This window comes from Kitasatospora sp. NPDC038210, from assembly GCF_055600605.1.
Genome location: NZ_JBVJYK010000006.1, coordinates 266,890 through 289,903, shown reverse-complemented (window position 1 = coordinate 289,903; position 23,014 = coordinate 266,890). Strand labels below are relative to the sequence as shown.

General features: G+C 73.4%; 20 protein-coding genes and 2 tRNA genes. 15 read left to right on the top strand and 7 right to left on the bottom strand.

The features are described from left to right. The first annotated feature begins 116 nt into the window (after window positions 1–116). The 4 genes from ACZ7KX_RS15365 to ACZ7KX_RS15350 all read left to right on the top strand — a co-directional run bounded on the left by ACZ7KX_RS15365 (window position 117) and on the right by ACZ7KX_RS15350 (window position 3,563). Entirely contained in the window at window positions 117–1,265 is a 1,149-nt protein-coding gene (locus tag ACZ7KX_RS15365; RefSeq protein WP_470326846.1) for an NAD-dependent epimerase/dehydratase family protein, read from the top strand. 126 nt (window positions 1,266–1,391) lie between these two features. After that, window positions 1,392–1,832: a molybdenum cofactor biosynthesis protein MoaE gene (locus ACZ7KX_RS15360; protein ID WP_470326845.1), complete on the top strand. Its 441-nt coding sequence runs from the start codon at window positions 1,392–1,394 to the stop codon at window positions 1,830–1,832. A 384-nt stretch (window positions 1,833–2,216) separates the two neighbouring features. Then, window positions 2,217–2,408 carry a hypothetical protein gene (locus tag ACZ7KX_RS15355; RefSeq protein WP_350523027.1) on the top strand — a complete coding sequence of 64 codons (192 nt, stop codon included), beginning with the start codon at window positions 2,217–2,219 and terminating at the stop codon, window positions 2,406–2,408. 42 nt (window positions 2,409–2,450) lie between these two features. After that, complete coding sequence (locus ACZ7KX_RS15350) at window positions 2,451–3,563, top strand: YlbL family protein (protein ID WP_470326844.1); 1,113 nt, start codon at window positions 2,451–2,453, stop codon at window positions 3,561–3,563. Window positions 3,564–3,566: 3 nt separating this feature from the next. On the opposite strand, the gene ACZ7KX_RS15345 is transcribed toward ACZ7KX_RS15350, so the two are convergent. Further along, window positions 3,567–4,139 carry a PPA1309 family protein gene (locus ACZ7KX_RS15345; RefSeq protein WP_470326843.1) on the bottom strand — a complete coding sequence of 191 codons (573 nt, stop codon included), beginning with the start codon at window positions 4,137–4,139 and terminating at the stop codon, window positions 3,567–3,569. A gap of 222 nt (window positions 4,140–4,361) precedes the next feature. Between ACZ7KX_RS15345 and ACZ7KX_RS15340 the strand changes: the two genes are divergently transcribed. From ACZ7KX_RS15340 to ACZ7KX_RS15325, 4 genes are all read left to right on the top strand, one after another. After that, entirely contained in the window at window positions 4,362–7,352 is a 2,991-nt protein-coding gene (locus ACZ7KX_RS15340) for a UPF0182 family membrane protein (protein ID WP_470326842.1), read from the top strand. A gap of 89 nt (window positions 7,353–7,441) precedes the next feature. Then, a tRNA-Met gene (locus ACZ7KX_RS15335) sits at window positions 7,442–7,515 on the top strand. 209 nt (window positions 7,516–7,724) lie between these two features. Next, window positions 7,725–7,798, top strand: a tRNA-Met gene (locus ACZ7KX_RS15330). 367 nt (window positions 7,799–8,165) lie between these two features. After that, entirely contained in the window at window positions 8,166–10,139 is a 1,974-nt protein-coding gene (locus ACZ7KX_RS15325) for a tetratricopeptide repeat protein (protein WP_470326841.1), read from the top strand. Between the two features lie 36 nt (window positions 10,140–10,175). Here ACZ7KX_RS15325 and ACZ7KX_RS15320 read toward each other — a convergent pair whose 3' ends face one another. Next, window positions 10,176–10,589, bottom strand: coding sequence for a Fur family transcriptional regulator (locus tag ACZ7KX_RS15320; RefSeq protein ID WP_470326840.1), 414 nt, complete (start codon window positions 10,587–10,589; stop codon window positions 10,176–10,178). A 103-nt stretch (window positions 10,590–10,692) separates the two neighbouring features. On the opposite strand from ACZ7KX_RS15320, the gene ACZ7KX_RS15315 reads away from it, so the two are divergent. Beyond that, window positions 10,693–12,168 (top strand): catalase, encoded by a 1,476-nt coding sequence (locus ACZ7KX_RS15315; protein WP_470326839.1) that lies wholly within the window; start codon window positions 10,693–10,695, stop codon window positions 12,166–12,168. Between the two features lie 70 nt (window positions 12,169–12,238). On the opposite strand, the gene hisN is transcribed toward ACZ7KX_RS15315, so the two are convergent. The 5 genes from hisN to ACZ7KX_RS15290 form a co-directional block, all read right to left on the bottom strand. After that, window positions 12,239–13,036 carry a histidinol-phosphatase gene (gene hisN / locus ACZ7KX_RS15310; RefSeq protein WP_396544470.1) on the bottom strand — a complete coding sequence of 266 codons (798 nt, stop codon included), beginning with the start codon at window positions 13,034–13,036 and terminating at the stop codon, window positions 12,239–12,241. A 102-nt stretch (window positions 13,037–13,138) separates the two neighbouring features. Continuing rightward, window positions 13,139–13,462 (bottom strand): DMT family transporter, encoded by a 324-nt coding sequence (locus ACZ7KX_RS15305; protein WP_350523019.1) that lies wholly within the window; start codon window positions 13,460–13,462, stop codon window positions 13,139–13,141. A gap of 118 nt (window positions 13,463–13,580) precedes the next feature. Then, window positions 13,581–14,636, bottom strand: coding sequence for a ribosome small subunit-dependent GTPase A (rsgA, locus tag ACZ7KX_RS15300; protein ID WP_470326838.1), 1,056 nt, complete (start codon window positions 14,634–14,636; stop codon window positions 13,581–13,583). Between the two features lie 15 nt (window positions 14,637–14,651). After that, window positions 14,652–15,983: a 3-phosphoshikimate 1-carboxyvinyltransferase gene (gene aroA / locus ACZ7KX_RS15295; protein WP_350523017.1), complete on the bottom strand. Its 1,332-nt coding sequence runs from the start codon at window positions 15,981–15,983 to the stop codon at window positions 14,652–14,654. 85 nt (window positions 15,984–16,068) lie between these two features. After that, on the bottom strand, window positions 16,069–16,794 hold the full coding sequence (locus ACZ7KX_RS15290) for a M50 family metallopeptidase (protein ID WP_470326837.1): 726 nt from the start codon (window positions 16,792–16,794) through the stop codon (window positions 16,069–16,071). Between the two features lie 137 nt (window positions 16,795–16,931). On the opposite strand from ACZ7KX_RS15290, the gene ACZ7KX_RS15285 reads away from it, so the two are divergent. The 6 genes from ACZ7KX_RS15285 to ACZ7KX_RS15260 all read left to right on the top strand — a co-directional run bounded on the left by ACZ7KX_RS15285 (window position 16,932) and on the right by ACZ7KX_RS15260 (window position 22,954). Continuing rightward, window positions 16,932–17,684 (top strand): SOS response-associated peptidase, encoded by a 753-nt coding sequence (locus ACZ7KX_RS15285; protein ID WP_470326836.1) that lies wholly within the window; start codon window positions 16,932–16,934, stop codon window positions 17,682–17,684. 23 nt (window positions 17,685–17,707) lie between these two features. Further along, window positions 17,708–18,343, top strand: a complete 636-nt coding sequence (locus ACZ7KX_RS15280; RefSeq protein ID WP_470326835.1) for an alpha/beta hydrolase family protein — start codon at window positions 17,708–17,710, stop codon at window positions 18,341–18,343. A 315-nt stretch (window positions 18,344–18,658) separates the two neighbouring features. Further along, entirely contained in the window at window positions 18,659–19,402 is a 744-nt protein-coding gene (locus ACZ7KX_RS15275) for a sigma-70 family RNA polymerase sigma factor (RefSeq protein ID WP_396544461.1), read from the top strand. Then, window positions 19,399–19,812: a mycothiol system anti-sigma-R factor gene (gene rsrA / locus ACZ7KX_RS15270; protein WP_350523013.1), complete on the top strand. Its 414-nt coding sequence runs from the start codon at window positions 19,399–19,401 to the stop codon at window positions 19,810–19,812. Before ACZ7KX_RS15275 ends, rsrA begins: the two co-directional genes overlap by 4 nt. A 344-nt stretch (window positions 19,813–20,156) precedes the next feature. Further along, complete coding sequence (locus ACZ7KX_RS15265) at window positions 20,157–21,587, top strand: HD-GYP domain-containing protein (protein ID WP_350523012.1); 1,431 nt, start codon at window positions 20,157–20,159, stop codon at window positions 21,585–21,587. Continuing rightward, entirely contained in the window at window positions 21,584–22,954 is a 1,371-nt protein-coding gene (locus tag ACZ7KX_RS15260) for an HD-GYP domain-containing protein (RefSeq protein ID WP_470326834.1), read from the top strand. Before ACZ7KX_RS15265 ends, ACZ7KX_RS15260 begins: the two co-directional genes overlap by 4 nt. Window positions 22,955–23,014: the final 60 nt, after the last annotated feature.

Sequence of the window (23,014 nt, the reverse complement as noted above, 5' to 3'; positions counted from 1 at the left end):
GGCGGCTCCCGCGCGGCAGGCCCGCGCCGGGTGCACCGCCGGGCCTTCGCCTCGGGCAGGATGGACGTACGTGACACACGTCCGTACGCACATAAGCTAACCGTGGAGGATGGCCGGTGAGTTCCCCGCCTTCGGACGTTCGCTCTGGGCTGACCGGAGGAGAGGACGCGTCGGACACCACGGCGTCACCGCATCCAGCCTACGGCGGACGGCCGCTGACCGTGGCGGTGACCGGCGCCGCGGGCGTGCTGGGGGAGCAGGTCGCGGCGCGACTGGTGGCCTCCCCGCACGTGAAGAAGGTCCTGGCCGTCGACGACCGGCGCGGCGAGGTGCCGGGCGTGCACTGGCGGGTGCTGGACGTCCGGGACCCGGCGGTGGCCGAGCGGCTGGCCGGGGTCGACGTGGTGGTGCACCTGGCGATGGACTTCGGCATGGAGTCGGACCCGCGGGCCCGCAGCGCCTACAACGTGCGCGGCGCCCAGACGGTGCTGACCGCGGCCGCGGCCGCCGGGGTGCACCGGGTGGTGCTGTGCACCTCGGCGATGGTCTACGGCGCGCTGGCCGACAACGAGGTGCCGCTGGCCGAGGACTCCGAGCTGCGGGCGACCGAGGAGGCCTCGCTGGTCGGGGACCTGCTGGAGATCGAGCGGCTGGCCCGTCGCGCACCGCGCGCCCATCCCGGGCTGCAGGTGACGGTGCTGCGTCCGGCCGTGGTGGTGGGCCCGGGTGTGGACACCGTGCTGACCCGGCACTTCGAGGCGCCCCGCCTGCTGGTGGTGGCCGGCTCCCGCCCGTGCTGGCAGTTCTGCCACGTGGACGACCTGGCGGCGGCGCTGGAGTACGCGGCGCTGGGTCTGGTCGAGGGCGAGGTGACGGTCGGCTGCGACGGCTGGCTGGAGCAGGAGGACGTGGAGCGGCTGTCCGGGATCCGGCGGATGGAACTGCCGGCGGCGCTGGCGCTCGGGACGGCGGCGCGGCTGCACCGGCTGGGCCTGACCCCGGCGCCGGCCGGGGACCTCGCCTACACGATGTACCCGTGGGTGGTGTCCGGCAGCCGGCTGCACGAGGCGGGCTGGCGCCCGGTGCACACCAACGAGCAGGTGCTGGCCGAGCTGCTGGCCCAGGTGTCCGGCAAGCACGCGGTGGCCGGGCGGCGGCTGGGCGGGAAGGAGGCCGCGACCAGCCTGGGGGCGGCCGGGGCGACGGTGGCACTGGTCGGTACGGCGGCGCTGGTGCGCCGGGCCCGCAAGCGGCGCCGCTTCTGAGGAGGTCCCGGCACGGCGCCGCCACGGATCCGCGGCGGCGCCGTCGTTTCTCACGATGCGAAATTTCCACATCGTGATGCGGAAGACCCTTGCCTCCGACCGCCCCGGATGGGGAATCATGGGGTCATGTCCGAGAACCACGACCCCATCCGCCTGCTCGCCGTCCGCGACGCCCCGCTCTCGCTGGACGAGGTGTACGAGGCGGTCGGCGACGACGCGGCCGGCGGCACCACCGTCTTCGTCGGAACGGTCCGTGACCACGACGGCGGCAAGTCGGTCGCCGCGCTGGAGTACAGCTGCCACCCCACCGCCGAGCAGGAGATGCGGCGGATCGCCGAGAAGGTCGTCGCCGACTTCCCGGTCCGGGCGCTCGCCGCGGTCCACCGGATCGGCCGCCTGGAGATCACGGACAAGGCCGTGATCGTCGCCGTCTCCTGCGCCCACCGCGGCGAGGCCTTTGCGGCCGCCCGCCGGCTGATCGACGACCTCAAGCACGAGGTGCCGATCTGGAAGCACCAGGTCTTCGCCGACGGCGAGGAGGAGTGGGTCGGCGCCGGCAGCTGCTGACGCCGCCCGGAACGGCACCGCACCGGCCGCCCGCCCGCCCGCGCCGCGGAACGGCACCGCACCGCACCGGCCGCCCGCGCCGCGGAACGGCACCGCACCGCACTGGCCGCCCGCCCGCCCGCGCCGCGGAAGCGCCCTCGCATGCCCCGGCCGGTGCGCGGAACCGCCCACGAGTGCCCTGACCAGCGCGCGGAACCGCCCGCACGTCCCGCGCGTCTGTCGGGGCAGGCGCGCCGGGGCCTCACTCGAACGGGTTCGCGGCGGCGCCCCGAATACTCCCTGGAAGTGAGCCGATCGGCCGTCCCGTAACCCGGACGGCGCCGGCCGCGTTGTCCGCCGGAGTGGTTAATCTGCTCATAGACACGACGAGCTGGGAGTACTGATATGGGTGCGCTCGCCTGGTTGATCATTCCGGTGGTCGCCGTCGTGGCCGCCGCCCTCTGGGCGGGCTGGGCCCAGCGGGCCCCGCGGGCCACGGGGGATCCGGCCTCGCTCGCCGAACACCGGCGCTTCATGGCCGCCATGGAACGCACCACGGCGGGGGCCGCCGCCCCCGGCGAGCGCTCCGGTCGGTAGCCCGCCGGGCGCCGCGTCACCCGCGTCCCGTACTGTCGAGGCATGCCACGCCGCTCCGCGACGATGCTCGCTGCCACCCTGCTGCTCATAGCACTGCTCTGCGTCTCGGTGCTGATGAAGGTGCCGTACACGGAGATGAGCCCGGGGCCGACGTACAACACGCTCGGCAACCAGGGCGGCAAGCCGGTGATCAGCATCGCCGGGCACGACTCCTACCCGACGACCGGGCACCTCAACATGACGACCGTCCAGGTCACCGGGGCCAAGTACGAGCCCAGCCTGGTCAACGCGGTGGTCGGCTGGCTGCGCGACGACGTGCTGATGGTTCCGCACGACAACGTCTACCCGAAGGGGCAGTCGGACGCGGACGCGAAGAAGCAGAACGCCGAGGAGTTCGCCTCCTCCGAGGACAGCGCCCGCACCGCGGCGCTCAAGCAGCTGGGCGTCCCGGTCGGCAGCGAGCTGATCGTCAAGTCGGTCACCGCCGGAGCGCCGGCCGAGGGCAAGCTGCACGCGGGTGACTCGATCGTCGCCGTCGACGGCGCCCCGGTCACCACGGTCGACCAGGTGGTCGCGGCGGTCACCAAGCACAAGCCGGGCGAGTCGGTGGTCTTCACGGTCGTGCCGCGGGTCAAGGACGCCGCCGGAAACGCCGCCGCCGACCCCGCCGCCAGGACGGACGTCGCCGTCCCGACCGTCCGGGTCAAGGACCTCGACCCGAAGGCCGCGCCCGAGCGGGCCGAGCTCGCCGCTGTCGGCATCGGCACCGGGATCCGGCACACCTACCCGTTCCGGATCGACATCGGCCTGCAGGACGTCGGCGGCCCGAGCGCCGGCCTGATGTTCTCGCTCGGCATCATCGACAAGCTGACCCCGGGCGGCGACCTCACCGGCGGCCGGTTCGTCGCGGGCACCGGCACCATCGACGACGACGGCAAGGTCGGCCCGATCGGCGGGATATCGATGAAGCTGATCGCCGCCAGGGACGCCGGGGCCGAGTACTTCTTCACCCCGTCCTCGAACTGCGCCGAGGCCACCAAGAACATCCCGTCCGGGCTGACCCTGATCAAGACGGACACGCTGGACGGCGCGCTGAAGTCGCTGGAGCAGATCCGCTCCGGGCAGACCTCCGCGCTGCCGTCCTGCGCCAAGTAGGGGTCAGGAGAAGGTCGCCAGCAGGGCCTCGGTGAGGCCGGGCACCAGGTCCGGACCGGTCAGCACCTCGCGGGCGACGTCCTTGGAACGCAGCCGCAGGGCGATCTCCTTCTTGCCGTCGCGCAGCACCGCGGCGGTGATCCGCACCTCCTCGCGCTGCGGGTGGTTGGACACCCACTCGGCGAGCTGGGCGTCGCTGGCACCGCGGGGGCGGGTCTGCTCGGCGCCGGGCGGCAGCATCTGCCGCTCGACGACCAGGGCGCAGCCGGCCACCGAGTCGGGCCAGGCGATGGTGCCGAGGAACTTGTCGAGCGGCGTGCCGGCCGGGATCTCGTCCTGCTCGATCGGGGTGAGGCCGGGCTCGTCGCCGTCGGCGAGGCCGAGCTGTTCGGCGATCTTCGGGTTGGCCTTGCGCAGGGCGGCGCTGTCCACCAGGGCGAACAGCCGGGCCGGGAGGTCCCAGCCGAGGGTGGCGGCGTACTCGTCGATCTCCAGCGCGGCCCGGGTGAGCGGGGTGGCGGCGGGGAGCTTGGAGACGTCGTCGGGGGAGTTGTTCAGATCAGACGCGTCGGACATGCCTCAATCCTCACACGCCGGGCGGGGCGCGCTCGCCGGGCGGTCCGGTGGGGCGGGCGGCGCGCCGCGCGCCCCGGTGCGGGCGGGGCGGGGACGGCCGGGGGCGGGGCGCCGTAGTAACCGTCTGCTAACGGTGGGAACTCGGCCAAAGCCTGGTTAAGTTGCTCTGACGACCGACCGATATCCAGACGACACAGCTGAGGTGCCACCGTGGTATTCCAGATGCCGGAACGCTCAGGGCCGGGTTTCCGGCGAAGGGTGGGTCCGCCGTCCAGGCGGGCGCGGGTGGCCCTGCTGACCCTGGGCGTACTCGCGGTGCTGTTCCTGTTGTTCGTCATGTTCGCGGGCTTCTGGACGGACTGGCTGTGGTTCAAGTCGGTCCACTACTCCTCGGTGTTCACCACCCAGTTGTGGACGAAGGTCGGGCTGTTCGCGGTGTTCGGCCTGCTGATGGCGGTGATCGTCGGCTTCAACATCTGGCTGGCGCACCGGCTGCGGCCGCCGCTGTCGGCGATGTCGGTGGAGCAGCAGAGCCTGGACCGCTACCGGGCGGGCCTGGCGCCGTTCAAGCGCTGGGCGCTGATCGGCATCTCGCTGGTGATCGGCCTGGTGGCGGGCGCCGCGGCGTCCGGCCAGTGGCGGACCTGGCTGATGTGGACCAACTCGACCTCCTTCGGGGAGAAGGACGCCCAGTTCGGCATGGACGTCTCCTTCTACGCCTTCGACCTGCCCTTCTACGAGTTCGTGCTGGGCTTCGCGTTCAGCGCGGTGATCGTCTCGCTGCTGACCTCCGCGCTGGTGCACTACCTGTACGGCGGGCTGCGGCTGCAGGGCCCGGGTCGGCGGGCGAGCGTCGGCGCGCAGGGGCACCTGGCGGTGCTGCTGGGCGTGTTCGTGCTGCTGAAGGCCGTCGCCTACTGGCTCGACCGGTACGCGCTGGCGGTCAAGACCGGCTCGTACAAGGGTGTTTCGGGCTGGACGGGCCTGCGCTACGTGGACGCCAACGCGTTCCTGCCGGCCAAGACCATCCTGTTCTTCGTCGCGATCATCTGCGCCGTGCTGTTCTTCCTGACCCCGATCCGCCGCACCTGGGCGCCGGCCCTGATCGGGCTGGGGCTGATGGTGCTGTCGGCGGTGCTGATCGGCGGCCTGTACCCGGCGATCGTGCAGCAGTTCCAGGTCAAGCCGAACGAGCAGGCCAAGGAGACGCCGTACATCCAGAAGAACATCGACGCGACGCGGCAGGCGTACGGGATCGCCGACGCGCAGACCACGCCGTACAGCCCGCAGGGCTCGACCGGCGGTGACGCGCTCAAGCCCGACGCGCAGACCATCGCGGACGTGCGGCTGCTGGACCCGAACATCGTGTCGCAGACCTTCCAGTCGCTGGAGCAGCAGCGCAACTACTACGCCTTCCCGAGCACGCTGGACGTGGACCGGTACCGCACCGACACGGGCAAGCAGGACACCGTCGTCGGCCTGCGCGAGCTGGACCTCAACGGCGTGCAGCGCAACTGGATCAACGACCACTTCAAGTACACCCACGGCTACGGCGCGGCGGTCGCCAAGGGCAACCAGGTCGACGACAAGGGCGGGCCGGTGTTCACCGAGTCCGGCCTGCCGGCCACCGGCTCGCTCGGCGACTACCAGCAGCGGATCTACTACGGCGAGAAGACGACGACGTACTCGATCGTCGGCGGCTCCAACAAGGAGATCGACTACACCGACACCAAGACCGGCCAGAACGTGGAGTACACGTACACCGGTTCCGGCGGTGTCTCGCTGGACAACCCGATCACCCGGGCCGCGTACGCGGTGCGCTTCACCGAGCCGCAGATCCTCTACGCGGGGGCGATCACCGACGGCGCCAAGGTGCTCTACAACCGCACGCCGAAGGAGCGGGTGGAGAAGGTCGCCCCGTGGCTGTCGATCGACGCCGACCCGTACCCGGTGGTGCAGGACGGCCACGTGGTCTGGGTGGTGGACGGCTACACCACCTCGGACGGCTTCCCGTTCTCCTCGAAGACGACGCTGGGCGCCGCCACCAAGGACTCGCTGACCAACCAGCGCGGTGAGCTGCTGACCGTCGCCAACCAGGTCAACTACATCCGCAACTCGGTCAAGGCCACGGTCGACGCCTACACCGGCGAGGTGAAGCTCTACCAGTGGGACGAGAAGGACCCGGTGCTGAAGACCTGGATGAAGGCCTTCCCGGGCACCGTGGAGCCGAAGGCGGACATCCCGCAGTCGCTGCTGCCGCACCTGCGCTACCCGCAGGACATGTTCAAGGTGCAGCGCGACCTGCTCGGCCAGTACCACGTGACCGACTCCAACTCCTTCTTCAACGGCAGTGACATCTGGCAGGTCCCGGTGGACCCGACCAGTGACACCAAGCAGGTCCAGCCGCCGTACTACGTGACGGTGCGGATGCCTGACGCCGCGGGCGCGAGCTTCTCGCTGACCAGCACCTTCGTGCCCAACGGCCGTCCGAACCTGGCGGCGTTCATGGCCGTCAACGCGGACCCGGGCGACGACTACGGGAAGATCCGCGTCCTGAAGATGACCGGCGAGTCCGGCGCCCCCGGCCCCGGCCTGGTGCAGTCGAAGTTCAACTCCCGCCAGGAGGTGGCCTCGCAGATCTACGCACTGAAGACCGGCGGTGACACCGAGCTGGAGTACGGGAACCTGCTGACCCTGCCGATGGGCGGCGGCCTGCTCAACGTCGAGCCGGTGTACGTGCGCGGGCGCGGCGCCAAGTACCCGACGCTGCAGAAGGTCCTGGCGGTGTACGGGGACGACAACGTGGCCTTCGAGGACACCCTGGAGAAGGCGCTGAACAAGCTCTTCGCCGGGCAGGCCCCGCCGGCCACGCCGGTCGCGCCGTCCAACCCGGGCAACGGGACGGCCCCGACCGCCCCGGGCACCCCGACCTCCCCGGCGACGCCCACGCCGACCGCGCCGGCCACGCCCGCGCCGGGCGGGACGATCTCGCCGGAGCTGCAGAAGGCGCTGTCGGACGCGGAGAAGGCGTACAACGACAGTCAGACGGCGTTCAAGAACGGCGACTGGGTGGCCTACGGCAACGCCCAGAAGGCGCTCGGCGACGCCCTGAATGCGGCCGTGGCGGCCCGCGGGGGCAGCCCGGCCCCCGCCCCGACCGGAACTCCCGCCGCGGGGGCCACCGGGGCCGGATCACCGAGCCCCCGGCCGTAGCTCCGGCCACGGGCCGCAGCGGTGGACCGCTGAGCTGCGGTAACCGTTTTCCGTTCCACCCCGCATCGGTGCTATGGTTCAACCACCGACGCGGGGTGGAGCAGCTCGGTAGCTCGCTGGGCTCATAACCCAGAGGTCGCAGGTTCAAATCCTGTCCCCGCTACAAAGGCCGGAGGCCCGGAGGATCCTTCCTCCGGGCCTCCGGTGTTTCCAGGGGCCGGAGTGCCGTCGTTCCCGCGTCGTAGCGCCGTCGTTCCCGAGTCGGAGCCCTGCCGTTCGCGCGCACGGAGCCCCGTCGTTCCCGGTCCGGACCCCTGCCGTTCCCCGCGCGTGCGGACCCCCGTCGCGTCCGTGCTAGAGTTCAACTACCGACGCGGGGTGGAGCAGCTCGGTAGCTCGCTGGGCTCATAACCCAGAGGTCGCAGGTTCAAATCCTGTCCCCGCTACAAAGGCCAGAGGCCCGGAGGATCCTTCCTCCGGGCCTCCGGTGTTTCCCGGGGTGTCTTCGCACGGAAGCGGTGGGAACCGCTCCGGTACTATCGACCGTCGCCAAGGAGGAGGGCGCAGGGGTTTGTGAGGTTGAAGTGTCGGGAAATCGACAAAGCGCCGAAGCAATTCCGTCGGCTTCGGGTCAGCCCGGCCCGAATTCGGCCGGGGCAGGTGTACGCGGGTAGCAGGTGATGCGACGATGGGACACATGGGGGACGGTGCACGGCCGCTGATTGGCCGTCGGGTCCGGCGCCTCTCCTGGGAGTCCCCCCGGTCGCACGCCGGGGCACGATGCCGCGACACTCTGGGGGAGCGGGAGTCGGCATGAGGCTGATCGGCAAGTCAGGCGCCAAGCCCGCGGCGGCGGCCGAGGCGGACACCGACGCCTGGGCGGAGAGCACCGAGAGCCCCGAACACCGCCCCGGAGCCCTGCCGGCCCAGCGCACCAGCGGACTGTCCGAACGCCCCACCCCGGGCTACGGCCCCGACAGCCTGGTCCACGTGTCCACCCGTCAGTTCGCCGCCGCCGTCGGCGCGTACGGGGAGCGGCCCGGCGACGAGCCGGCCGCCGGCGCCGCCCTGGACCCGACGGGCCTGGACCCGACCAGCTTCGAGACCGCGCTCGCCGCCCGCGAGTCCGCCGCCCTGGAGGCCCGGCACCGGCAGGCCGCCGACGGCGGGGACCCGGACGCCGCCGGCCGGTTGGGCACCCTGCTGCTGCGCCGCGGGGACCTGGAGGACGCCGAACCGTACCTGCGCGCCGCCGCGGCGGCCGGGGTGCGCGCCGCCGCCAACAACCTCGGCGTGCTGCTGCACCAGCAGGGTCACCGGGCCGAGGCCGGCCAGTGGTGGCGCCAGGCCGCCGTCGCCGGCAGCGCCCCGGCCGCACACGCGCTCGGGCTGCAGCTGCGCGACCAGGGCGAGGAGGAGGCCGCCGAGTACTGGCTGCACTTCGCCGCCGACCACGGGCACCCCCTCGGCGCCTACGCCCTGGGCGACCTGATGGAGCACCGGCGGGACGTCCGGGCCGAGCGCTGGTTCAAGGTCTCCGCCGACGCCGGGCACCGGGAGGCCTCCTACCGGCTGGCCCGGATGCGCGAGGCCGCCGGGGACAAGGACACCGCCGAGGCCTGGTACCGCACGGCCGCCGCCCGCAGCCACGCCCGAGCCGCGCTGCGCCTGGGCGTGCTGCTGGAGGAGCGCGCCCGCACCGACCAGTCCCTGCTGGAGGAGGCGGCCCGCTGGTACCGGCAGGCCGCGCAGAACGGGGAGCCGCGCGCGGCCTGCGCGCTGGGCTTCCTGCTGCGCGACTCCGGGGACGTCGCGGCCGCCGCCGAGTGGTGGCAGGAGGCCGCCGAGGCCGGGGACGGCAACGCCGCCAACGCGCTGGGCGCCCTGCACGCGAGCCGCGGCGAGGCCAAGGAGGCCGAGCGCTGGTACCGCGCCGCGCTGGACGCGGGAGACCAGAACGGCGCCTTCAACCTCGGCCTGCTCTGCGCCGGCACCGGCCGCGAGCAGCAGGCCGAGCAGTGGTACCGCCGGGCCGCGTACGCCGGGCACCGGGAGGCCTGCAACGCCCTGGCCGTGGTGCTGCTGCAGCGCGGCGACGAGTCCGGCGCCGAGCCGTGGTTCTCCAAGGCGGCCGAGGCGGGCAGCGTGGACGGCGCGTTCAACCTCGGCGTGCTGCACGCCGGGCGCGGCGAGCAGCGGCAGGCCCAGGAGTGGTACGCGCGGGCCGCCGCCGAGGGGCACGGCGAGGCGGCGCTGCAGCTCGCCGTCGCCCAGGAGCAGCGCGGCAACCTGGCCGGGGCGCTGGAGCGCTACCGGCAGGCGGCGGCGGGCGGCTCGGCGGAGGGCGCGTTCCGGCTGGCCTCGCTGCTGGACCGGCGCGGGGACGCGGACGCCGAGGCCGAGCACTGGTACGCGCTGGCGGCCGACGCCGGGCACCGGCGGGCGCAGGTGCGGATGGGCGTGCGGGCGGCGGACCGCGGGGCGCTGGAGATCGCCGAGAGCTGGTACCGGCGGGCCGCCGAGGCGGGCAGCCGCAGCGCCGCTTTCAACCTGGGGCTGCTGCTGGCCCGGCAGGACAGCGAGGCCGAGGCGATGCTCTGGTACACCCGGGCCGCCGACGCCGGGCACGGGCGGGCGGCCCTGCGGCTCGCGCTGCTGGCGCTGCGCCGGGGGGAGCCGGTGCAGGCGGAGAACTGGTGCCGGCGGGCGATCGACTACGGCCCGGCCGAGGTGGCGGAGCGGGCCGGACGCCTGCTGGGCGCGCTGCACGCGGAGTTGAGCGCGTAGCGACCTCCGGACCCGTCGGCCCGTCGGACTGTCGGGCTACGGGCGGCAGTCGGGGCACAGGCCGCGGTAGGTGACCTCGGCGGTGGTGACGGTGAAGCCGAAGCGTTCGGCCGCGGGCAGTGCGGCGAGCGGGTCGCCGTGCGGGTGGACGTCGCGGATCGCGCCGCAGCCCGAGCAGAGCAGGTGCTGGTGGGCGCGGTGCGCGTTGGGGTCGTAGCGCCGGGCGCGGCCGTCGGTGGCGACCTCCAGGACCTCCCCGAGGGCGACCAGCTCGCCGAGCGTGTTGTAGACGGTGGCCCGGCTGATCTCGGGCAGCCGGGCCACCGCGCGGGCGTGCACCTCGTCGGCGGTGAGGTGGACGTGATCGCCGTCGAGGACCTCGGCCACGACCCGGCGCTGCGAGGTCAGCCGCCAGCCGCGTTCGCGCAGTCTCTCCAGCAGGTCGTTCATGTCCGCCAGGGTAATTCAGGTCCGGGATTGGTTCCAGTATTGACTTGGACAAAGTCCAAGTTAGGATCGTGTCATCACGATCGGACCCGTGGAGGCACCCGTTATGACCACGCAGGACGAGCTGCGCCCGACCCTGACCACCGAGGCGGGTGCCCCCGTCGCCGACAACCAGAACACCGAGACCGCCGGTCTCGGCGGCCCGGCCCTGATCCAGGACCAGCTGCTGTTCGAGAAGCTCGCGCACTTCAACCGCGAGCGGATCCCGGAGCGCGTGGTGCACGCCCGCGGCGCCGGGGCGTACGGCACCTTCACGGTGACCGCCGACGTGACGCCCTGGACCCGGGCGGCCTTCCTGTCCGAGGTCGGCAAGCAGACCGAGGTCTTCCTGCGCTTCTCCACCGTCGCGGGCAACCTCGGCGCGGCCGACGCGGTGCGCGACCCGCGCGGCTTCGCGCTGAAGTTCTACACCGAGGAGGGCAACTACGACCTCGTCGGCAACAACACCCCGGTGTTCTTCATCAAGGACGCCATCAAGTTCCCCGACTTCATCCACACCCAGAAGCGGGACCCGTACACCGGCTCGCAGGAGGCCGACAACGTCTGGGACTTCTGGGGCCTGTCCCCCGAGGCCACCCACCAGGTCACCTGGCTCTTCGGCGACCGCGGCATACCCGCCTCCTACCGCCACCTGAACGGCTACGGCTCGCACACCTTCCAGTGGCAGAACGAGGCCGGCGAGCACTTCTGGGTCAAGTACCACTTCAAGACCGACCAGGGCATCCGCAACCTCACCCAGGCAGAGGCCAACACCCTCGCCGGCGTGGACCCGGACAGCCACCAGCGCGACCTGCGCGAGTCGATCGAGCGCGGCGACTTCCCGAGCTGGACGGTGCAGGTCCAGATCATGCCGGCGGCCGACGCGGCGAACTACCGCTTCAACCCCTTCGACCTGACCAAGGTCTGGCCGCACGCCGACTACCCGCCGGTCGAGATCGGCCGGCTGGAGCTCAACCGCAACCCCGACAACGTCTTCGCCGAGGTCGAGCAGTCGGTCTTCTCCCCGGCGCACTTCGTGCCCGGCATCGGCCCGTCCCCGGACAAGATGCTCCAGGGCCGCCTGTTCGCGTACGCCGACGCCCACCGCTACCGGGTCGGCATCAACGCCGACCACCTGCCGGTGAACCGTCCGCACGCCACCGAGGCGCGCACCAACGGCCGCGACGGCCACCTGTACGACGGGCGCCACGGGCGGCAGAAGAACTACGAGCCGAACAGCTTCGGCGGCCCCGTGCAGACCGGCCGCCCGCTGTGGGCCGCCACGGCGGTCGACGGCCTCACCGGCACCCACGTGGCGCCCGCGCACGCCGAGGACGACGACTTCGTGCAGGCCGGCAACCTGTACCGGCTGTTCTCGGAGGACGAGAAGCAGCGCCTGATCGCCAATCTGGCCGGCTTCATCGCCAAGGTCTCGGCCGACCGCGAGGACATCGTCGAGCGGGCGATCGACAACTTCCGCAAGGCCGACGCCGATTACGGGCAGCGGCTGGAGGCGGCGGTCCGGGAGCTGCGCAAGCGGTAGCAGCGACCGGCCCGAGAAAGCAGCAGGCCCTGTGACCGGCTCCCACCGGTCACAGGGCCTGCATCCACGTTCAGACCGAGAGGCGGCGCAGCGCCTCCTCGTGCAGCAGGCCGTTGGAGGCGACGGCGTCCGCGCCGCCGGGGCCCGGGATGCCGTCCAGGCCGGTGAAGCGGCCGCCGGCCTCCTCGACGATGACGCAGTTGGCCGCCATGTCCCACAGCGACAGCTCGGGCTCGGCGGCGATGTCGACGGCGCCCTCGGCGACCATCATGTACGACCAGAAGTCGCCGTAGGCCCGGGTGCGCCAGCAGGCCCGGGTGAGGTCCAGGAACGGGTCGAGGCGGCCGCGCTCCTCCCAGCCGGTGAGGGAGGAGTAGGAGAAGGACGCGTCCTCGATCCGGGAGACGCCGGAGACGTGGATCCGGGAGGCCTTGGCCAGGCTCCGGCCGGCGAAGGCGCCGAGACCCTTGGCCGCCCACCAGCGGCGCTGCAGCGCGGGGGCGGAGACGATGCCCACCACCGGGCGCTCGACGCCGTCCGGGCCGTCCTCCAGCAGGGCGATCAGGGTGGCCCAGACCGGGACCCCGCGGATGTAGTTCTTGGTGCCGTCGATCGGGTCGATCACCCAGCGGCGCGGGCCGGAACCCTGCAGGCCGAACTCCTCGCCCAGGATCGCGTCGCGCGGGCGGGCGCGCTGGAGCACGCTGCGCACGAGCTCCTCGGCGGCCTTGTCGGCGTCACTCACCGGGGTGAGGTCCGGCTTGGTCTCGATCTTCAGGTCGAGGGCGCGGAATCGCTCCAGGGTGACCGAGTCGGCCGAGTCGGCGAGGACGTGGGCGAGTCGGAGATCGTCGTGGTAGTCGGCCATGTCCAAGACCCTAGCGAGCCCGCCCCGATCGGCACAGCCGGGCTCGCGGAGCGGGACGAGGCGTTCCCGCGCGCCCCGGTGCGCCGTGCGCCGTGCGTCGGCTCAGTGCGTCGTGCCGCTGAGCTGGAGGCCGATGACCCCTGCGATCACCAGGGAGATCGAGACCAGCTTGAGCACCGAGGTGCTCTCGTCCAGGAAGACCATGCCGTAGATGGCGGTGCCGGCGGCGCCGATGCCCGTCCAGACGGCGTAGGCGGGGCCGATGGGCAGGCTCTTCAGCGAGAGGGTGAGCAGGCCGAAGCTGCCGAGGGCGAACACGCAGAAGCTGATGGTGGGCCAGAGCTTGGTGAAACCCTCGCTGAGCTTGAGGTTGATCGCGAAGCCGGTCTCCAGCAGGCCGGCCAGGATCACCAGGGCCCATGCCATCGCGCGCCCTCCCAGTGGATCGACGGTCGGACCGCACCCGGCCCGACCTTCCTATGATCGCCAGGCGGGGGCGGTCCGACACCTCGAACGGGCCACGGACCTCGGGGGCCCGGAGGGCTCAGTCGCCCTCGCGGGCCTCCTTGCTGGCCAGCAGGCGGCGCAGCGAGTAGAGCCGGGCGGCCTCGGCGTGGCCGTCGGCGACCCAGGCGTCCAGCGCGCAGTCCGGCTCGTCGTGGCTGCACGCGCGCGGGCAGTCGACGGTGCCGGGCTCCAGGTCCGGGAAGGCGAGGATGACCCGGGACGGGTCGATGTGCGAGAGGCCGAAGGAACGGAAGCCCGGGGTGTCGATCACCCAGCCCGGGTCCAGCGCCTTCTTCGAGCCCGGCTTGGCGCCGGGCGGCGGCGGCAGCCGCAGCGCCAGGGCGGAGACGGTGGTGTGCCGGCCGCGGCCGGTCACCGCGTTGACGTGGCCGGTCTGCCGCTGGCGGTCCGGGACGAGGGCGTTGACCAGGGTCGTCTTGCCGACGCCGGAGTGGCCGATGAACACCGTGGAGCGCCCGCGCAGGTGCTCCCGGACGGCCTCGGCGCCGGTGGTCTCCAGCTCGTCGCGGCGGGTGACCACGTACCGGATGCCGAGTGAGGCGTAGGAGTCCAGCAGGGTCGACGCCGGGGCGAGGTCCGACTTGGTGAGCACCAGCAGCGGCTCCATGCCCGCGTCGTAGGCGGCCACCAGACAGCGGTCGATCAGCCGGGGGCGGGGCTCCGGGTCCGCCAGCGCGGTGACGATGGCCAGCTGCTCGGCGTTGGCGACGACGATCCGCTCGTACGGGTCGTCGTCGTCCGCAGTGCGCCGGAGCACCGAGCTGCGCTCCTCGACCCGGACGATCCGGGCGAGGGTGTCGGCGTCCCCGGAGAGGTCGCCGACCAGGTTGACCACGTCGCCGACGACCACCCCCTTGCGGCCCAGCTCGCGGGCCTTCATGGCGACGACCTCGCGCTCGTGCTTGGTGCCCGGGTCGACCAGGCAGGTCAGCCGACCGCGGTCGACGGTCAGCACCATCGCCCCGGCGGCGTCCTCGTGCTTGGGCCTGATCCGGGTCCGCGGCCGGGAACCCCGGCGGGCGGGGCGGTTGCGGATGTCGTCCTCGTCGGCGTCCTTGCCGTAGCGGCGCATGTGCTCAGTCTCCGCTCAGGCGTCCGCCGCCGCTTCGCCCAGCAGTTCGGCCCACATCGCCGGGAAGTCGGGCAGGGTCTTGGCGGTGGTGGCGACGTTCTCCACCCCGATGCCGGGCACGGCGAGGCCGAGCACCGCGGCGGCCGTGGCCAGGCGGTGGTCCTCGTAGGTGCGGAAGGTGCCGCCGTGCAGCGGGCGCGGGCGGATCCGCAGGCCGTCCTCGGTCTCGGTGACGTCGCCGCCGAGGTCGTTGATCTCCTTGGCGAGCGCGGCGAGCCGGTCCGTCTCGTGCAGGCGCAGGTGCGCGATGCCGTACAGGTGGGACTCGGAGTCGGCCAGCGCGGCGACGGCGGCGATCACCGGGGTGAGCTCGCCGACGTCGTGCAGGTCGGCGTCGATGCCGTGGATCCGGCCGGTGCCGGTGAACTGCAGGCCCTCGTCGGTGAACTCGCAGGCGCCACCCATCCGGGTGTAGATCTCGCGCAGCTGGTCGCCGGGCTGGGTGGTGTGCCGGGGCCAGTCGCGCACGGTGACGCGGCCACCGGTGACCAGGGCCGCGGCGAAGAACGGCGCGGCGTTCGAGAGGTCCGGCTCGACCACCAGGTCGCGGCCGATCAGGGCGCCGGGGGTGACCCGCCAGACGTCCTTCTCGCCGCCGTCCTCGGGGGCGTCGACCTGGGCGCCGGCCTTGCGCAGCATCTCCACGGTCATCCGGATGTGCGGCAGCGACGGCACCGGGCCGCCCACGTGCCGGACCTCGATGCCGTGGTTGTAGCGGGCGCCGGAGAGCAGCAGCGCGGAGACGAACTGGGACGAGGAGGAGGCGTCCAGCTCGACCGGGCCGCCGTCCAGCGAGCCGGTGCCGTGGACGGTCAGCGGGAACGCGCCGCGGCCGCCGTCGTCGATGCGGGCGCCGAGGGCGCGCAGGGCGTCGATCACGCCGTGCTGGGGGCGCTCGTAGCAGCGCGGGTCGCCGTCGAAGTGCACCGGGCCGTCGGCGAGGACGGCGAGCGGGGGCAGGAAGCGCATGACCGTGCCGGCGTTGCCGACGTCGACGGAGGCGGGGCCGCGCAGCGCGGGGGCGGGGAAGACCCGCCAGGCCTCGCCGCCGCCGGTGCCGCCGGCGTCGTTGTTGACCGTCTCCTCGATGGTGACCCCGAGGGCGCGCAGGCCGTCGGCCATCAGCTGGGAGTCGCGGCTGCGCAGCGGGCGGCGCACCCAGCCGGGCCGCTCGGCGAGTGCCGCCAGCACCAGGGCCCGGTTGGTGACCGACTTGGAGCCGGGGATGGTGACGGTCGCGTCGACGGGGCTGGTGGCGACGGGGGCGGGCCACGGGGTCTCGGTCATGTGGCAAGTCTAGGGGCCGTACCGGAACGGGCCGTGATTCACCCGCTCGCCCCCGGCGGCTCTGCGCCCCCGGCCCGTGGCCGGGTCAGTGCAGCGGCTGGAGGAGCCAGGTCGCGCCGAGGGCGAGGCAGGCGAGGGCGACGAGCAGGAAGACGGTGACCCAGGCGAGGGCGGGGACGTGGGTGAGCCGGGCGAGCTGGTCGGCGTCGGAGTCCTGCGCCCAGCCGGTGCGGCGCTGGTGCTGGAGCTCCAGGACGGGGCGGACGGCGCCGAAGAGCAGGAACCAGCAGCCGAGGTAGGCGAAGCCGGCCTGGACCTCGGCGCTGCCGAACCAGGAGACCACGAAGAAGGCGCCGCCGGCGACCAGGACGACGAAGAGGCCGAAGGCGTTGCGGATGCGCAGGAGCAGGGCGAGCAGCAGGGCGATCGCCAGCCACAGCAGCAGGGTGATCCGGTCGGCGGCGAGCAGGGCGGCGCAGCCGAGCCCGAGCAGGGCGGGGGCGGTGTAGCCGGCGGCGGCGGTGAGGACCATGCCGGGGCCGGTGGGGCGGCCGTAGGAGACGGTGAGTCCGGAGGTGTCGGAGTGCAGCCGGATGCCGGCCAGCTTGCGGCCGGTGAGGCGCGCGACCAGTCCGTGGCCGCCCTCGTGGGCGATGGTGACGGCGTTGCGGGCGACGTGCCAGAGCGGGCGGGCGAGGACGGTGAGCAGGGCGGCGGCGCCGGTGGCCAGGACCAGCCAGCCGGGCGGGGCGGGCTGGTTGCCGGTGACCTGGTCCCACAGGGCGCTCAGGGTGTGGTCGTCGGTGCTCATGTGATCTTCCCGCCTCCGTTCGCTGCGCTGGGCCGTTCGGGGCAGCCTCCCACGGGGAGACGGGCGGGCGGGAGCGGGCGGTTCTGGTCCGGGCATGAACAAGTGATGAGGACGGGCGGCATGGCAAGCTGGCCCGCATGTGCGGTCGGTTCGCAGCCAGCAGCAAGCCCGAGGACGTCATCGAGCTGTTCGACGTCGAGCAGTGGGACCCCGAGGAGACCCTGGACCCGAACTGGAACGTCGCACCGACCAACAGCGCCTTCGTGGTGCTGGAGCGGATGGCCAGGGAGCAGCCGCGGGCGGTGCGGCAGCTGCGGGTGCTGCGCTGGGGGCTGGTGCCGCAGTGGTCGAACACCGCGGAGACGGCGGTGAAGATGATCAACGCCCGGTCGGACACGGTGCACGAGAAGCCCTCCTACCGGCAGGCCTTCGCCGCGCGCCGGTGCATCCTGCCGGTGGACGGCTACTACGAGTGGCAGACGGTGCCGGGCGAGCGGGGCAAGGCGCGCAAGAAGCCGTACTTCGTCTCCCGGGCGGACGGCACCCCGCTGGCGCTGGCCGGGCTGTACGAGTTCTGGCGCAACCGGGCGGTGCCGCCCGCGCACCCGGAGGCCTGGCTGGTGACGTTCACGATCGTCACCACGGACGCCGAGGAGTCGCTGGCGCCGATCCACGAGAGGATGCCGCTGTTCCTCGACCCGCAGGACTGGGACGCGTGGCTGGACCCGCGGCTGACCGACCCGGACGCCCTGGGCCGGCTGCTGATACCCCCACCGCCCGGCGCCCTGCTGGCCACCCCGGTGTCGCCGGCGGTCGGCAGCATCCGCAACAACGGCCCGGAGCTCAAGGAGCCCTGGGCCGAGGTCGAGCACGAGACCACCCTGTTCTGAAGCGCATCCGGGAGCGAGCAGCGATGACGACCGAACTCATCCCCACCGAGGCCGGGGAGGCCCGGATCACCCACCACCCGGCGGCCGGACCGAAGGCCGTCCTGGCCCTCGGGCACGGCGCGGGGGGCGGGATCGAGGCCCGGGACCTGGTGGAGCTGGCCGGGCGGCTGCCGGAGCGCGGGATCAGCGTGGCGCTGGTCGAGCAGCCCTGGCGGGTGGCGGGCAAGAAGCTGGGCCCGGCGCCGAAGGCGCTGGACCTCGGCTGGCGGCCGGTCGCCGAGCACCTGGCCGGGCAGGGGCTGCCGCTGGTGGTGGGCGGGCGCAGCGCCGGGGCGCGGGTGGCCTGCCGGACGGGGGCGGCCACCGGGGCGGTGGGGGTGGTGGCGCTGGCGTTCCCGCTGCACCCGCCGGGCAAGCCGGAGAAGAGCCGGGCGGAGGAGCTGCTGGAGTCGGGGCTCCCGACGCTGGTGGTGCAGAGCGTGCAGGACCCGTTCGGCGGGCCGGAGGAGTTCCCGGAGCTGCCGGCGGGGCACGAACTGGTGGAGGTGCCGTACGGCAGTCACGGGTTCGCGGTGCCCAAGCGGGCGCCGATGGGGCAGGACGAGGTGCTGGACCTGATCTGCTCGGCGGTCGGGGACTGGGTCCTGCGGCTGGTCTGAGGCGGGCCCGCGGCCGGGCCCGGGCCCGCCGTGAGCAGGGAGTTTCCGGTCGCTCACTCGTGCGAGTGAATGGTGCGCGAGGACGGGAATGCGGGCGGGGCCGGGGTGGTTGACACCCTCGTCAGCACGAGTCACCGGTGAGAGGCAGGGCAGATGGGTTCGATCGCGTGCCCCGAACGGCCTGAGGAGCGCGAGGCCGCCACGGCCCTCGTCCCCTCCTGGTCGGAGTGGATTGACGCGGGCGAGAAGCCCGTCAGCCCGATATCCTCCATTTCTGGGCGGCCCACCGTGGGCCGTGGCCGTCATGCCGAGGAGGTGGGTCCGGTCGTCGGGACCGAGCACGAGGCCGAGCCGGGTCGTGGCCCGGACGAGGTCCGGCCTGCGGGCGAGGCGCTCACCGGTGAGGAGCTGGCCGAGGCGATCGGTGAGGACACCTACCGGGTGTCGGCGGAGGAGAGCGAGGAGGCCCGGCGGGAGCGCTTCGAGCGCGACGCCCTGGGCTACCTGGACCCGATGTACTCGGCGGCGCTGCGCATGACGCGCAACCCGGCCGACGCGGAGGACCTGCTCCAGGAGGCGTTCGCCAAGGCGTACGCGTCCTTCCACCAGTTCCGTGAGGGCACGAACCTCAAGGCCTGGCTGTACCGCATCCTCACCAACACGTTCATCAACTCGTACCGCAAGAAGCAGCGGGAGCCCCAGCGCACCGCGGCGGAGGAGATCGAGGACTGGCAGCTGGCCAGGGCGGAGTCGCACATGTCGACCGGCCTGCGCTCGGCGGAGACCCAGGCGCTCGACCACCTCCCCGACAGCGATGTGAAGGACGCGCTCCAGGCCATCCCGGAGGAATTCCGGATCGCCGTCTATCTCGCGGACGTAGAAGGCTTTGCGTACAAGGAGATCGCGGACATCATGGGTACTCCCATCGGTACGGTGATGTCCCGGCTGCACCGTGGCCGCCGTCAGCTGCGCGGCATGCTGGAGGATTACGCCCGTGAGCGCGGGCTCGTCCCGGCCGGCAGCGGGGCAGGGCAGGAAGCGAAGGGCTCGGGCTCATGAGCTGCGGCGATCCGCACGAAACCGAGTGTGGCGAGGTCCTCGACCACCTCTATGAATTCCTCGACAACGAGATGGCCGAGGGCGACTGCGCGAAGTTGCGCGTGCACTTCGAGGAGTGCTCGCCCTGCCTGAAGCAGTACGGGCTGGAGCAGGCGATCAAGGCGCTGATCAAGCGTTCCTGCGGGTGCGACGACACCCCGACCGATCTGCGCAGCAAGGTGCTGGCCAGGATCGACTCGATCCGGGCCGGGCAGCGCTCGGGCGAGCAGGTGGTCGTCGCGGTGGAGGCCTCCGTGGAGGTGCACGCCGAGTCCGCCCGGCCGGCACCGAAGTTGGCGCAGGGTGAGGCGGGCGAGGAGCCGGCCGAGCGTCCGAGCGCCCCGGTCGAGGCCGGCGCCCCGGCGGAGTGACCGTCCGGGTGGGCGTCCGGGCGTAGGCGTCCGCCGGCCCCTCGACGAGGGTGGTCCGGGCGGTCCGGGTAGGGAGTCCAGTGGCCCCGGGAGCATGTGCTCCCGGGGCCGCTCCCGTTCTGCTCACGTGCGCCGTCACTCGTTCGGGTGAGTTGGCGGTGCGCCAACTGCGCCATTGCGCGATCATGCGTCCCCACGCCCGGACGGCGGCCTATCCTCCTGACGGACGCTCACCGCCGGTTCGCCCGGCGTGCTGAGGCAACACGGGCCCGGACGGCGGGGAGGTCGACATCGCTACCGACAGTGGGGGCGCGACCCTGCCGCCCGGCGCGGCGCGCTACCTGGTGGCCGTCCCGGTGGCGGCGCTGTGCTGCCTGGTGCCGCTGCTGCCCGCCGGGGCCACCCCGGGAGTCCCGCGCTGGCTCGGCCAGCCGGTGGACTGGCCCAAGGTCGGGCTGCTCGCCTTCCTGCACGGCTGCTGGGAGTCACTGGCGCAGGGCCTGCCGACGCCCTGTCTGGTGCTGGTGCGCAGACTGCTGCGCCGCCCGGCGCCGCCCGAGCGGGTGCCCGCCCGGCCCGGGGTGAACGCCTTCTTCCCGGTGCTGTTCGCCGGGGTCCTGATGCTCCCGCCGGCCGCCGCCGCCCTGGTCGCCGCGCCGGCCGCCCTGCTCGGCGGGCCGAGCGGGCGCGGCTGCCGCGGGCGCCAGCTGTTCAACGGCTCCCAGCTCGCGCTGTGCGCCTTCACCTCCTCGGTCGTCTTCCACCTGCTGCGCGGCCCGCAACTGCTGCTGGGCTCCCGGTTCCCCGCCGCGCTGCTGCCCGGCTTCACCGCAGTCGCCGCGTTCTGCCTGGTCAACGGGGTGGTGGTGGGCGTGATGGTGATGCTCAGCGAGGGCCGCGGGGCCGGGGTGCTGCTGCGCGGGGCCTGCTCGGTGTGCGGACTGCCGGTCCTGGTGCACGCGGCCGGCGGGCTGATGGTCGCCGTGCTCTGGCAGGGCCCGTACGGTGCGTTCGCGGCGCTGCTGGCACTGCTGCCGCTGTCCATCTCCGCCTGGGTGTTCGCCCAGGGCCAGCGCGAGCAGGACGCCCACCAGGCCACCGTGCAGTCGCTGGTGCAGGCCGTGGAGATCAAGGACGCCTACACCCGCGGGCACAGCGAACGGGTCGGCCGGGCCTCGGTGCTGATCGCCACTCAGCTCGGCATGGAGGCCGACCGGCTGCGCACCCTGCGCTTCGCGGGGATCCTGCACGACGTCGGCAAGCTCGGCGTGGCCACCGAGCTCCTGCGCAGAAACGGTCCCCTCACCGAGGCGGAGCGCCGGGCCGTGGAGATCCACCCGGTGTACGGGTACGAGCTGGTGCGCGGGATCGACTTCCTCGGCGAGGCGCACGCCGGGATCCTGCACCACCACGAGCGGGTGGACGGCCGGGGCTACCCGAGCGGGCTGGCGGGCGACCGGATCCCCGAGTTCGCCCGGATCATCTCGGTCGCCGACGCCTTCGACTCGATGACCTCCACCCGCTCCTACCGGCGCGGCCGCCCGGTCGCCGAGGCGGTGGCCGAGCTGGAGCGCTGCTCGGGCAGCCAGTTCGACCCGGTGATGGTGCGGGCGCTGATCGACGCGCTGGCCGCCCACGACTGGCGGCCGGTGGTGCACTCCGAGGACTGCGTGCGGGCCGTCCCGGACATCCCGCTCGGGGTGCCCGAACCGGTCCGGACGGCTCCCGGCCGGGTACCCGCGCAGGGCGGCGCCCCCGCGCCCGGGCAGCCGTGACGGCGCCCGGGCGCGCGGCCCTCGGCCGGACGGCCCGCAGCCGGACGCTCGCCGACCGCACGGCGTGCGGGCCCACCACCCGCGCGGTGCACGCGGCCGCCGCCGCACTGCTGGCGCTCGCGCTGGGCGCGGTCGCGGTGCGCGGGGTCGCGGAGCCCAAGGTCGCGCTGGCGTTCACCGTGCTGATCGCGCTCGGCGAGTGCGTCCGGATCACCCTTCCGGGCGATCGCGAACAGGCGCCCATCGGCGCCGCCGGTGCGCTGGCGTACGCCCTGCTCGGGCCGCTGCGCGGGGTGCCGACCGCGCACGGGATGCTCCAGGTGGTCGCGGTGACCGGGGCCGGCCTGCTGCTGGCCTGGCTGCCCGGGCTCGCTGCCCTGCCGCACCGCCCCGAGCGCCCGCACCGCCGCCCGCCCTGGGCCGAACCGGCCCGCCGCGACAGCGCCGTCCGCCGGCTGCTCGCCGTCGGCTTCGCGGCCGCCGTCTTCCAGCCGCTCTACAACGGCGGCCTGGTCGACCGCTTCTCGCCCGAGGGCCCGGCGTACGGGGCCTTCCTGACCGTCGTCGCCGCGCTGGCCGCGCTCTGCGACGCCACCCTGGCGGCCCTGCTGCGCCGCTCGGCGGGCGGGCTGCGCTTCCCCGCGGCGCTGGAGGACGAGCTGCGCTCGCTGTTCGGCATCGGCTCGGCGATCGTCGCCACCGGGATGCTGGTCAGCCTCGCGGCCGGCGAGGTCGGGCTCTGGGCGCTGCCGCTGTTCTGCACCCCGCTGTTGCTCGCCCAGGTGTCCTTCCGGCGCGCCGCCGCGGTGCGGGCCACCACCGGTCAGACCATCGCCAGCCTGGCCCGGGCCACCGAGGTGGCCGGCTACACCCCGCACGGGCACGCGCGCCGGGTCGCGGACACGGCGTGCGCGCTGGGGCGCGAGCTGGGTCTGGGCACCCGCGAGCTCGCCCTGCTGGAGTACGCCGCGCTGATGCACGACGTCGGCCAGCTGTCCCTGGTCGAACCGGTGCCGGACGGCGCCACCGCGGTGCTGCCGTGCGTCGAGCAGCAGCGGATCGCCCGGCTGGGCAGCGAGGTGATCAGCCGTACCGGCGTGCCCCGGCAGGTCGCCGAGCAGGTCGCCCGGCTGGCCGACCCCTGCGCCGGGCCCGCCGTCGGCGAGGGCCCGGTGCCGCTCGCGGCCCGGATCATCCGGGTCGCCAACGCCCACGACGACCTGCTCACCGTGGCCCGCGGCAGGGGCATCGGAGAGGCCGTCGGGCGGCTGGAGGCGCTGGAGGTCATCCGGCTGGGGCGCGGTCGGGTCTACGACGCCCGGGTGGTGGACGCCCTGGCAAGGGTCGGCGGACAGGCCAGGGGCTGACGGCCGGGACTGCCGCCCGAGGGCCGGAACCGGCGCCACAGCCGGGGTCGGACCTGCCAG

Coding starts and splice junctions, on each gene's coding strand:
- ACZ7KX_RS15360 (WP_470326845.1), top strand. CDS start 1,392: ATGTCCGAGAACCACGACCCCATCCGCCTGCTCGCCGTCCGCGACGCC.
- ACZ7KX_RS15340 (WP_470326842.1), top strand. CDS start 4,362: ATGCCGGAACGCTCAGGGCCGGGTTTCCGGCGAAGGGTGGGTCCGCCG.
- hisN (WP_396544470.1), bottom strand. CDS start 13,036: ATGGCCGACTACCACGACGATCTCCGACTCGCCCACGTCCTCGCCGAC.
- ACZ7KX_RS15325 (WP_470326841.1), top strand. CDS start 8,166: ATGAGGCTGATCGGCAAGTCAGGCGCCAAGCCCGCGGCGGCGGCCGAG.
- ACZ7KX_RS15280 (WP_470326835.1), top strand. CDS start 17,708: ATGACGACCGAACTCATCCCCACCGAGGCCGGGGAGGCCCGGATCACC.
- ACZ7KX_RS15355 (WP_350523027.1), top strand. CDS start 2,217: ATGGGTGCGCTCGCCTGGTTGATCATTCCGGTGGTCGCCGTCGTGGCC.
- ACZ7KX_RS15350 (WP_470326844.1), top strand. CDS start 2,451: ATGCCACGCCGCTCCGCGACGATGCTCGCTGCCACCCTGCTGCTCATA.
- rsrA (WP_350523013.1), top strand. CDS start 19,399: ATGAGCTGCGGCGATCCGCACGAAACCGAGTGTGGCGAGGTCCTCGAC.
- ACZ7KX_RS15290 (WP_470326837.1), bottom strand. CDS start 16,794: ATGAGCACCGACGACCACACCCTGAGCGCCCTGTGGGACCAGGTCACC.
- ACZ7KX_RS15345 (WP_470326843.1), bottom strand. CDS start 4,139: ATGTCCGACGCGTCTGATCTGAACAACTCCCCCGACGACGTCTCCAAG.
- ACZ7KX_RS15305 (WP_350523019.1), bottom strand. CDS start 13,462: ATGGCATGGGCCCTGGTGATCCTGGCCGGCCTGCTGGAGACCGGCTTC.
- ACZ7KX_RS15285 (WP_470326836.1), top strand. CDS start 16,932: ATGTGCGGTCGGTTCGCAGCCAGCAGCAAGCCCGAGGACGTCATCGAG.
- ACZ7KX_RS15315 (WP_470326839.1), top strand. CDS start 10,693: ATGACCACGCAGGACGAGCTGCGCCCGACCCTGACCACCGAGGCGGGT.
- ACZ7KX_RS15320 (WP_470326840.1), bottom strand. CDS start 10,589: ATGAACGACCTGCTGGAGAGACTGCGCGAACGCGGCTGGCGGCTGACC.
- rsgA (WP_470326838.1), bottom strand. CDS start 14,636: ATGCGCCGCTACGGCAAGGACGCCGACGAGGACGACATCCGCAACCGC.
- aroA (WP_350523017.1), bottom strand. CDS start 15,983: ATGACCGAGACCCCGTGGCCCGCCCCCGTCGCCACCAGCCCCGTCGAC.